This is a genomic window from Streptococcus pseudopneumoniae (genome assembly GCF_038148935.1).
Taxonomy (GTDB): Bacteria; Bacillota; Bacilli; order Lactobacillales; family Streptococcaceae; genus Streptococcus; species Streptococcus pseudopneumoniae_U.
Map to the genome: position 1 here is coordinate 1 of NZ_JBBJZX010000060.1, position 12,343 is coordinate 12,343.

The following is a 12,343-nucleotide window of genomic DNA, read 5'->3' on the forward strand; positions in this document are numbered from 1 at the left end:
GCTAGATTTACTGCTACTATCTATTTATTCGGAAAAGAAATGAATTATAAAGATATTTTATCTCGTTTCAACTAAAATATGAGCTTGATCAATCAGTTGTCCATCAACAGTCAGATTTAGATAAAAATCTAAAGTCTTATCAGCAGCAAAATACAGGGTTGGTATGCTCAAGTCTTTTTTGCTTTCCCCAGCTTGGAATTGAAGGACTTGAATTTCGTCCTGATAGGCGACACCATGGACACCTGTCCCCGGTTGAATCGAAATCTTAGCCTCTAAAGAGGAGCCACTTTCGCTACGTTCAATCCTAAAATGAAGAGCCTCTCCCTTTGTCACAGTTAAACTTTTTTCTGCAAATGCTAGTCCCTGAACAACTTCTTTTTTTGATAAGCTAGGAGTTTTATAGAGGGAAATCTTGGTCAATACAGGAATAGATTGTACCTCTGTAATCATCACGCGCACCTTCTGTGCCTCTACTAGCGGCCCTCGCAGGAGGCGCTTATGCCCAACTGTAAAGCCCATGACAAATTCCTGCCAGACGCCGTCCACCTCTATTTTCACATGAAAAGCAGCGATTCGTTGCCCTAGCTTCAAATCTTCTCTTAACTCAATTACATCAAAAGTTTTAGGAGATCCTAGGTCGAGTTCTAGCTGGATGGGCAAGTCTGCATCGCTTGCCCATGAACTAGTCTCAAGGCCATCTGTCAGATGATGACAGGCAAAGTCTGCGGAAAGAGCTGGACCAGATACCTTGGCTCCCAGAGCCAAATCTTCTTTATAGAGCTCATTGCGACAGGCCGCAAATTCATAGAGGCGTTCAATATCCTTTGCATCAAAGAGCCCAGCTTGATTCGGCGGAATATTAAGCAAGAGTGGAGTTCCTCGCCCTACTGAGTGAAAGTAGATTTCGACTAACTCCTCGAGAGACTTAGGATCCTGATCCTCATGGTAGAACCAGCCTGGCCTGATGGAAACATCTGCCTCACCGATTGAAAAAATAGTGCCCGAGGGATCTCCATGCTGAAGATAGTCCAGCTCTGCTTCTGTTCCTAGTTTGTCAGGATTCACCTTTTGCCATAGGGGATCACCTGCATACCCTCGTTCATTGCCAATCCAGCGGATACTAGTACCTTCTGTTGAAAAAATTAAGCAATCGCCCTGCAGTTCACGAATGGTTTCAAACCATTTTTCAAATTCATAATTGACCTTTTGAGCGCCCTCTCCTCTGGCACCATCCATCCAGACCTCAGCAAATTTCCCTCCATTTCCATAGGCAGGATTTGATAAGATTTCCTTCAGCTGAGCCAGATAATAGGCATTATAGTCCGCTTCTCGGTCCACATGATAGAGGGGGCTGTGGGCGTCCCACGGCGATAGGTAGACCCCCATATCCATATCAAATTCTGTGGCAGCTTGGGATACTTCAAGGAGCAAGTCCCCTTCTCCATCCCTCCAAGGACTGGCCTTGACCGAATAATCTGTATGGGCTGTCGGATAAAGGACAAAGCCATCGTGGTGCTTGACCACCAAAATCAACTTCTTAAAGCCCGTTTCCTTGAGCACACGAACCCACTCACGCGCATCTAACCTTGTCGGGTTAAAGCGTTCAGGATCCTCCTGACCTGTCCCCCATTCCTGGTCATAAAAGGTATTGGGCCCAAAATGTATAAATGCTGCTAGTTCATCCTCTAAATAAGCTAGCTGGGCCTGACTAGGCAAGGGGCCATGCGGTTTTATTTCTCTTACCATATTACTTCCTATCTACATTTTTCTTTACTTTTTTGGCATGTACTTGCAATTCTGTTAACGCTAGAGGACTGCTCAAGCCTTCAAATCGAAGACGAAGGGCATAAGTCTCCACCTTGTCAAATTCAAAACGAAGCTCCTCATCCTTGTCGCTTGACACTTTTCGGATAGCTGATACAGGGCACCAATTCTCCTCTTGCTTGAGCAGGGAATCCTTATCCAAATGGTTGGGAGTCCGAGGCAAGCTAGGTTCATTCCCCACATAATAATCAATAAAGGCCGGCTCAACAGCCACATATTCTTGATTCTCAACATAATACAAGGTCAGGTTATCCACAAATCGTGGTTTTAAAATCCCTGCATCTCCAAAAAGAATGCCCACGCTGGCTTGCTCTGACTTGGTAATCCAAGTATTGGCTGTCGATTTTTTCCGAGCAATGACCTTGTCATTGAGGTAAGAGGCTGGGTGATTTGGCTCTGAGTGAGAAGCAAAGACCAGAGGCAGGTTGGATCCTGTCCACTGATTGGAAATAACTTCCCCATCTACACTGGCATCTGTCACATGAATGGTGACTGTTGCTGGCAACTCACAGCCCGCTACTTGCCCTGTGAGCACACATTCTCCTACCTGAGCATAGACTTGAGGATCGACTTCATCCCAAGTCACCTTGGCCGTATCTCGTCTGCCATCTGATAAGACTAGCTTGACTCGGTCTGGTAAGTGTGGGGCTTCCTTGACAAGCGTCCAGACCCTTTCAGGCTCAATAGCGCAAATCCCTTGGACACAAATCTGAGCAAAAGCCTTTAAATCCAAACCCTCTAGCTGACCAGATACCATAAACTCATGAAAGCTTGCTATATCTTCTTCGGAGATTGCCTCCCAAACAACCTTGACTCGTTTTGCACCCCTGAACTCATAGTCCACCAAAACTGAAGATGGCAGCTGTGGATAAGTTCCCTTATCTGTATACAAGCGAAGTGGTCGTACAGAAACTGCTTGCCCTAGTGAGGTATTTTCTGCCACCTGCAAATGAGTTTGATAGGTCTTCCCTTGATAAATGGCTCGTATAGCCAAGTCGCCTGCAGACAAGCAATGAAGCACTCCCTGCTTGATAATGGCGTGGGCACTACCACTCGTCTCCCAAATCACTTCACTATTCCCCACCTTGTTCACAGAGTTATCCACAGTTTGTGGATAAAGTCCAATGGCTGGGGAATCTCCTTCTTGTAATCCTGCCTGCTTGTCCACTCGAATCTCAAATAAGCGCTGATTTTTCACTAGCTGGCAATCAAAAGCCTCTCCCACTAAGAGATCAAAACTTGCTGGCTCTAACCCTCTAGCACTGGCTTTTACTCTCACTCGACCTGCCTGCTCCAAGCTCTGAACTAAGAGGACACCTCTGCCATGAAAGGCTTTCCGCTTAAACCGACCATTTTTCTGGGCTTGGTAACGTTCACGACTAGCCTGCCTACCATTATCCACACCTACAATACGAGCAGGGCCTTCAATTTTAAAATGAAGCTGATTGGAAGCAGTCGGCACCCAATTCCCAGCTTGGTCCAATACATCAAAATAGAGATAAAGGAGGTCTTGCCCATCTGGCTCCAGTTGTGATTTATCGGCATGTAACCCGATTTTGGCTGGCTTACCTGCAGTCACCACCCTATCTTCTGCCACAAGCTGACCTTGACAGTCATAGGCTACAGCATGCAATTCTCCTGGTTGATAAGGCAAACGCCATTCGAGATAGAGTTGGCCAGAACCTTCTCCCTCTTGGTATTTTCTGCCATCTGAGGTCCATTTTTCCTGAAAAGTCTTCCTACCTTGAGATTTTCCATTGAGAAATAACTCTACAGAACCAGCATTTGAATACACTCTAACAGGGATATCCCCATACTTATCCACAGCTTGTTGATAACTCTTGTGGATTTCCCAATTCCAGTGAGGTAAGATATGAACCATGGGATGCTGATCTAGCTCCACCCACTGACTTTGGTAGAGATAATAGTCATTTTTAGGAATCCCTGCTGTGTCCACAAGCCCAAAATAGGAACTTTTTACAGGCGTGTCGTTTTGATTGTGCCAAGGAGTCGGCTCACCGATATAGTCCACTCCTGTCCAGATAAACTGACCTGCATAGTCTAGCCGATTTCTATCTGCTATCCAAGAAGCTGTCGCTGTCTTCCCCCAAGGAACCCGATCATTGCCATAGTCTGACTGTTCAAAATTCCGCACGCGGCGATTATCCCCAACCCATTCCTTATCTGGGCGAAAATAGCTGTCACGAGTCCGTGTAGCCGATGAGGTTTCAGACCCGTAAAGTCGCCACTTGGGATGTCTTTTGCGAATCCCGTCAATATTGTCTTCCGAGTAATTTAAGCCCACCACATCCAGCAAATCGGCTATCTTTTCATGACCTCCAGACCCATCTCCAAAGCGGAACTGATCCATTCCCATGGTCACAAAACGGCTATCATCAACCTCCTTAACCCTTTCTAGCAAGCGTTTGATAGTCTTCAATGAATGAGCATCTCCATTTGCTTCGCTGACTTCGTTTCCCAAAGACCACATAAAAATCGCCGGATTATTCTTGCCACGTTCAATCATAGTGCGCAAATCATAATCTGACCAGAAATCGCCTGCTTTCGCTTCTGGATGAGTCGCTTCTTCCTCAAAAAAGCGACCATAGTCATATTCTTTCTTGCCTCCATACCAGGTATCAAAGGCTTCTTCTTGGATGAGTAGCCCCATTTTGGCAGCCACATCCAGCAAGATACTACTAGCTGGATTATGGGTGATTCGAATCGCATTGACGCCCATTTCCTTCATCTGGCGCAATCGTCTCTCAGCAGCTGACCTATTTTCCACAGCTCCCAGCGCTCCATAGTCATGGTGCAGACAAACTCCATGAATCTTCAACCAGCGACCATTTAGAAAGAATCCCTTATCCGCTTGCCAATCCATATAGCGGTAACCAAAAGTCTCCTCTTCTTCATCAACCAAAATGCCATTTTTGTAGAGGCGAGTCTTCAATTGGTAAAGATAAGGATGATCAATATCCCAAAGCAAAGGTTGGAAAATTGATATGGCTTGTTGGAAAGAATATTTGTCCCCAGACTCAATCACTAGAGAGTCTGTCGCCTGCCAGTCAGACAGTTGCTGCCCATCATCCCAAATACTCTGTTCCAAATATACCGACACAGACTGAAATCCGTCATTTGAAACCTTACTTTCAAGCCGAGTTTCCACCCATCCATCTCTCTGTTCTTTTAGTTTAGGACTTTCTATCTTAATCCCATACAAATCCAGATGCACCGAATCTGTAATCAATAATTTTACTTCTCGATAAATACCGCTACCAGAGTACCAACGACTGCTAGGTTGCTGATTTTCCACAAAAACCGCAAGCTGGTTGGCCGTCCCATCATTTCTTAGATAAGGCGTGATATCATAAGAAAAAGGTGTGTAGCCATTGGGATAATAACCCAGCACTTGCCCGTTGATATAGACTTGGGCATTCATGTAAACCCCATCAAACAACAAACGCACCGATACAAGACTGGCATCTTCTTCCAAGTAAAACTGCGTCCGGTACCAAGCCTGACCCCCATTTAACTGACCACCCTCATTTTGCGCTGGCGAATAATTGTCAAAATCATTGTAAATACTCCAGTCATGTGGCACTTGAATGGCCTGCCAATTTCCCCTCTGAAAATCCGGTGCCAAGGCTTCTTCTTTCCCCACCTCCTGACTAAAAAACCAGTGATTCCGTAAAACTTCTTCTCTTCTCATACAAGCATTCCTCTTTAAACGACTCGATATACTTGACTATAGCACAAAACAAAAACGCTTTCAAGATTTCCTCTATCACTCCCTAAATACTCAGAAAAGATTCTATAATTTGTGGAAAAGTCTGAAAATCATTCCATATTCAGGCAAACTGTAATTTTCAAGAAATAAGGTCAAATCTGACAAGAGCGCAAAAAACACCTCTCTGAATGTTCATTCCAGAGAGATGTCCCTTTTGTCTTAACTATTGTAAATCGACTGTCTAAAGTCATCTGAATCTTTGAGATAAGCTTTATAAATCGCTTTTTTCAGTTTTTGAACGGGTGTTTCGATAAACTCAAACTTTTTAGCCGTGGTATTTCCTGCTTTTATTTGAGCAAGTTCTTCTTTAACAGCTTTATTCATAAGCTCTTGTAATTTTTCTTTACTATCAATCACTTCTTCTTTTCCGTTATAATTTATCGTAATTGGTTTTAACTTACCTAATTTATCAACACGCTCAGTTATTTGCTCTTTTTTGAAAGCTGCGTAAGATTTTCCCAAAATGTTATCGAAAATATATTTATCAGATAGCGGTTTACCTTCTTCTTCAGCTTGTTTTTTATATTGATTTGACACATAAGGAACAAATCCTTCATAATAGCCCAAAGCAGCCATCAATTCAAAGGCTTGTTTTCTAAAGGTGATGTCCCCACTCATACCAGAGTCATTTTGACTAACACCATAAATGGTATCAAACATATCCACTAAATAATATCCATTAGCTTGAATAGTACCTTTATCAGTAAATCCTTTTATAATGTAACGGTTCACTAAAATATTATTATCAATCAAGCTATTGATATCCGATAGTTCTCTCGCTTCATCTAGTGTGATTTCTGAGATTTTTTCACTCTTGTGCGTAGCTTTAACCGCTGGATTTGTATATGTTACTGTCGCTCTAGTTCCTGTCGATGCAATCGGTGTTATTTTTTTGAAGTATTTAGTTTTATCTGTCGCTGAAAGTTGTTTTGTTGCTTCCGCTTCTAAATAATCTAAACTATATAACACATCAAAACTTCCATGCATATAAGATTGCAAATCTGCAGCTGTTTTAAATCTATCTGGTGTTTTGTTGTAGAAACCATTTTTATTAGTTTCATCATAAACAAAGTTTAAGTTGAAATATGTATCTGTCTCTGGTGTATAAGAGTTCTCGAAGATTCCTCGGGCGTAAAACTCTGCCGCTGTACCATCTCGACGACCATGATTATTAAACAGTACTGTTCTATCCAATAAGTGCGTCATTTCGTGAGAATAAGTCGCTGAACCCCTATCATCCAGAACTCTGTCTATGAAGTAACGTACACCTACACCATTTGCCTCTGCTCCTACTCTTTGAGATGGTGAATACATTCCTAGAGGCGTCATGAAGTCTTTAACCCCTTTATCAGCTGTTGAGCCAAATTCTTCAGACCAAGTAGTTGTTATATCTGCATTTGTATTTGATGTGTATTTTTTCATCGTATCTACAATCACTCTACTTGTAACTAATTTAGAACGATTTTCTTCTTTTGCAATTCTGTATAAAGTATCAACGTATGTAGCCTGTCTTGTTGCAGCTAATTCCATCAATTCTTTAACCTTTTCTAATTCTTTTTTATACTTATCTTTATCTGTTTTTTCTAATGAAGTATCCATATACGTTCCGATATTACCATAAGTTACCGTTGCTATATTAGTTAAAACATAGACACTTGGCTCTTTAATATTTACCAAACCTAATAATGTTGCTACATTTTGTTGTCTTCTACTTTCAATTTTGCGTTCTTCAGCCCCATATTTTTTAGGATCAGTAGTTAATTTTGTATATAAGTCTACTTTTTCATCAGGTTTTTCTTTCGATGATTTTTCAACTATGATAGCTTTAGTCGCTTTCTTCAACCACGTATCCCCATCCATATTAGTGAATGTAGTTCTGTTGTAATCTAAGAACTCTAATAATGTTGGTTTATCTGTAATTTTTCTAAAGTAATTCTCAAAGGTTTTTGGACTATTGGTTAATCTTAATTCATCATAACTCATAGACCCAAGGTGTGTTAACCAATCTAAAGAAGTAAGATCTTTTTTACCGAACGAGCTTGGATTATAAGCTAGAATATCGCGGATATTAGTATCTCCAAAATCAATATTATAAAAACGATTGATATAGGATAACCCTAGTAATATTTTCTCTTTATTAGCTTCAATATCACCTTTTACTTTTTCTCTATTTTGTTGATTGTCACCTAAAATACTCAAGGTATGCGCCGCAACTTTTTTCAAACTAGCTTCTAAATCGGTTTTAGTCGCATCGAGTGTTTCTTTAATAGATAATTTTTCAAGATATTCTTTTCGTAGAATTTCTTTTACTTCATCATCACTTATCTGCGGCTTAGTTTTTTGTAATTCTTTTCGTTTTAAAAATAAATCTCGATTTATTTCTATATCTGATGGAGCTAACTGCGCTTTTAACTTCTCATTTGTCAACAAGTCTACAGACTTCATTTCTCTACTAGCTTCCATCACATCCACTGCATTTTCTAACTCACTATTTTCTGGCAGTAAATGCGGTTTGTCTTCTTTAGTACCAACCAAGATTACTTTTTGGCGCATAGCTTTAGTTGTTTCAGTCTTCTCTACTGGATCTGATAACTCTCCTGTCTCCGGATTAACTTCATAAGTTTTAGTGACGGTTGTTTCCCCTTGTTCACCTTCACTTTGAACCTCTTCTTTTCCTTTCGGAAGTTCAGGGTCATCTTTTCTTTCCTCAATAATATCAATTGGTGACACTATCTTTTCCACATTTCCAACTTTTACTATTTTGTCTTTAGCTGGAGTGTTTTCTGTTGTAGTTGCTTCTGAGATAGCTCCTGTTTCTTGATTTAATGTGTATTTTGTAGTTGTTACTGTACGCCCTTTTTCACCTGGTGTTTCTACTTTTTCCTTATAACTTAGCGTCTCATCTGCTACATATCGTGTTTCAAACGGAGTATCCTTTATTTCAACCTTAGACTTAGTTCCTACTGCCGTTATTTTCGCTTGCATTGCTTTGGCTACTTTTGTTGAAACTTCTGGCTCAGTCAAGTCTCCTGTTTGTTCATTTACTTTGTAAACTTTTATTGTTGTCGTTTCTTCGTCCTGACCTTGATTTCTGACTTCTTTGACACCTTTATCAAGTGACTCATCCGCAACAAACTGTTCACCTCTTTTGGTTGTTGAGGTTGTTTCTTCTACATTTCCAACCTTAACAACTCTATCTACTGGATGTTTTTCTATCTTTGTTGAAGTGTTTTCTACTATTTTCCCAGTACTTTCATCAAAACTGTAAGAAGTAGTTGTCACTTCCTTACCATTTTCGCCTGCTACTTCTACTTGTTGCTCTTTGTAATTTAAAGCTGGCGATGCTGTATAGATTGTTTTATATTCCAGTACTTTTTCTTTCGTTACTGGACTTAGGACAGTTGGTTGCACTTGTGAATCTGACTGTTCTTGGGGAGATAAGGGTTCAGGCTGAACAGCTGGAGCTGGTTCGTTTCCTTGACTTGGATTGACCTCTGGAGATGTAGCCGTTTGTTCTGGTTGTTTTTGGGCTTCTTGTGGGGCAGACTCACCAACATCTTTGACCCCCTCAACTGGATTCTCCTCACCCTTTTGTTCCGCAGGAGATTGATCTTCTTCGCGTCCTGATTCCACGGTTGGTGCTGCTGGATCAGAATCTTTTCTCTCAGCAGTTTCTTTAGATGGTTGATTAGACTCAGTACCTTGTGGGGCAAGAGTTTGATTTTCCTCACCCCCTGATTCCACGGCTGGGCCTTCTGGTTCAGAATCTTTGGTCTCAGCAGTTTCTTTAGAGGGTTGCTTAGACTCAGTACCTTGTGGGGCATGAGTTTGATTTTCCTCACCCCCTGATTCCACGGCTGGGGTTGCTGGATCTGGTTGCTTCGGCTCGGCTTCGGGTTTGTCAGGTGTTTGTTTCTCTCCTGGTGTTGCTTCTGTACCCGGCGTTTCTTCTGCTCCTGGTCTTGGTTGTCCTATTCCATCAGCTGGTTTTTTCTCTGTTTCATTCTCTACTATTGGAGTTTTTTCAGGTTGAACTGGTCTACTTTCCTCAGATTTGGGTTCAACTTCTTCCTTAGTCCCAACTGCAATCACCTTGTTCACCGGTTCTTTTGTGATTATATTTTCTATAACTTTGCTAGATTTTTCCCCATTAACGATAGTGACTTCTGTATAGATGGTGCGTTCACCAACAACACCTTCTTGAACAACTTTAGTTTGCCCTTTAGCTAAGGTTGCATCTTCTTGTTCTATCGTTTGGAAAGCAACCTCCTCTGTAGTGACTAGCAATTCTGGTTTCTCTACTGTGGCATTTAACACACCTTCCTCAGGACTTGTTTTATAATCACTATTATTTTCTGCTTTCGGTTGTTCTACTTGGGGATTTCCTGCATCTTCTTCCTTAGTCCCTATAGGCACAATTTCAGCAGGAGCTTGTTTGCTTACAGGAGCTTCAACAATTTTCTCAACTGCGTAAGATGGTTGAGGAGATTGCACAAGATCTTCAGTCGAGCTAAAATGAGATGCAGTCTGTGGTACAATCTTCTTAGATTGAGGTTCTGAACTGTCCTCCTTTTGAGATAATGCTGGCGACTCTACTTTATCAACAGAAAGTTCCTTGCTAGCACTATCTCTTACCAAATAATATCCCGTAAATTCATATCCTTGAACTGTTTCAGGACTTGGTAAAAACTGGCCTTCTACTCTCTTAACAAGGGCTGGTTGCAATTCTACCAAATTTTCTAAAGCAGAGATGGATGCTCCCCATCCACCAACAGCAAAGACGCTCACAAGGAAGTAAGACGCTCCCTTTTTTCTCCTGATTAAAGTGAAGGAAAGCAATAATAATCCTGCTCCCATGATAAACATCCCATCATTAGAAAATAGACCTGTTTCTGGTAATCTTGTAGCCAATTTTCGATAGATAAAGTAGTATTCTTTTCCCTCTTTTACCTCAATTTTATTTTCTTCAAACCATTGCAACTCAGATTTCAGCTTTTCAGATAAATCCTGCTCATCCAAATAATGACTTGAAATTAGTGCTGAACTCGTTTCTGCAGCCTGTACGGGTTGAGCCCCCATACCAGCAAAAAATAAACTCGTTCCTAGCAAGACTGAACAAGCTCCTATTGCATATTTCCTCAAAGAAAAACGCTGCTTTCTCTCAAATTGAAATTCTTTCATCCCATCTCCCATCATTCATTATTACTGTATATTTAGTATATCAGAAATAGTCTGTATTCACAAATCTTTCTAGTTATTCCCTTATCATTCCAAGTTAAGGGCAACAATATACAATAATTTTTAGTTAAATGTATATCAATGTTCTTTGCTTTTCTTAACAAATGCAATACAAAAAGAACCTGTTGCCAAGCTCTTTAGTCTATTATTTCTTCTCAGCACGGAGGGCTGACAAGATTTGTGTACGGATATCATCTACACCATTTGGAGTATTTGGTAAAAAGATGGTTTGATTTCCTTTTGCAGCAAAGGTGTTCAAGGTATCCAAATACTGGTTGGTCAAGAGGATTGACATGATTTGTTCTTCTGTCATACCAACATTGGCTTCCTTGAGTTCTGTGATAGACTCTGCCAATCCATCCACAATCGCCTTACGTTGTTGGGCAATTCCCACACCATGAAGGCGATCCTTTTCTGCTTCGGCTTCAGCTGCAGTGACGATTTTAATCTTGTCTGCTTCCGCCAATTCTTGTGCTGCGACCCGCTTGCGTTGCGCCGCATTGATTTCATTCATGGATTGCTTAACTTCTGCATCAGGTTCGACCTTGGTAATCAAGGTTTTCACAATAATATAGCCGTAAGTGGTCATTTCTTCTGCTACTTGGTGTTGAACTTCAAGGGCAATCTCATCTTTTTTCTCAAACAATTCATCCAAGGTTAATTTTGGAACAGAAGAGCGAAGGGCGTCTTCGATATAAGATTTAATCTGAGATTCTGGACGCATGAGTTTATAGTAGGCATCTGTCACGCTCTGCTCATTGACACGGTACTGAGTCGCCACATTCATCATAACGAACACATTGTCCTTGGTCTTAGTCTCAACCACAATATCACTTTGCAACAAGCGCAACTGAATCCGAGCTGCAATCGAGTCAATCCCAAAAGGCAATCGAATATGAATACCGCTATTGGCAACCTTTTGGTATTTCCCAAAGCGTTCAATAATCGCCACCGACTGCTGACGAACCACATAAACTGTACTCAGTGTGACTATCACCAATAGGAGCACACAAACAATCAGAAAAATCATGAAAAATATTGCCATAATGGAACCTCCACAAGTATTTTTCTAGTATTATAGCACATTTAAAGAAGGCTGTGCCGTTTTTACTGCGATTTTTCCTGAAATGTCAATAATTAGAGGTGAATTGTCACATTGTCGTCTAATCCTTGCTAAAATAACTGGTAAGGAATTAAGCGCACCATGCTAGTTCTTTCCAGACCACCCTTATTTCGATTTTAAACAATTAAGAGTCAAACTGGAAACAGACAGATATTGAGCTAATGTAAATCTGTTTGTGACAAATGTTTTTAATATAATGTTTTATCCTTCAAGTTAATGAAGAGAGTTGTTATATATAGCAATTTTACTCACAACGTAAGTTAGTTTTAATATACAAGCTGCCATACTTCAAGAATTAAGCAATGTTGATGATCTGAATTTAATGTGGTATACTATTTTTGTCATCGGTTACCGATTACGTTCCTATG

General features: G+C 40.9%; 4 protein-coding genes. All 4 read right to left on the minus strand.

All coding sequences use genetic code 11. The features are described from left to right. Positions 1-57: 57 nt before the first annotated feature. Positions 58-1,746, minus strand: coding sequence for an alpha-L-fucosidase (locus tag WKI42_RS07260; protein ID WP_368081562.1), 1,689 nt, complete (start codon positions 1,744-1,746; stop codon positions 58-60). A 1-nt stretch (position 1,747) separates the two neighbouring features. Continuing rightward, positions 1,748-5,536: a sugar-binding domain-containing protein gene (locus WKI42_RS07265; protein WP_368081563.1), complete on the minus strand. Its 3,789-nt coding sequence runs from the start codon at positions 5,534-5,536 to the stop codon at positions 1,748-1,750. A gap of 237 nt (positions 5,537-5,773) precedes the next feature. After that, the gene (locus tag WKI42_RS07270; RefSeq protein WP_368081564.1) at positions 5,774-10,795 is read right to left on the minus strand and encodes a ZmpA/ZmpB/ZmpC family metallo-endopeptidase; all 5,022 of its coding nucleotides are present in this window, start codon (positions 10,793-10,795) and stop codon (positions 5,774-5,776) included. A gap of 202 nt (positions 10,796-10,997) precedes the next feature. Next, positions 10,998-11,882: an SPFH domain-containing protein gene (locus tag WKI42_RS07275; RefSeq protein ID WP_050252682.1), complete on the minus strand. Its 885-nt coding sequence runs from the start codon at positions 11,880-11,882 to the stop codon at positions 10,998-11,000. Between the last annotated feature and the right edge of the window lie 461 nt (positions 11,883-12,343).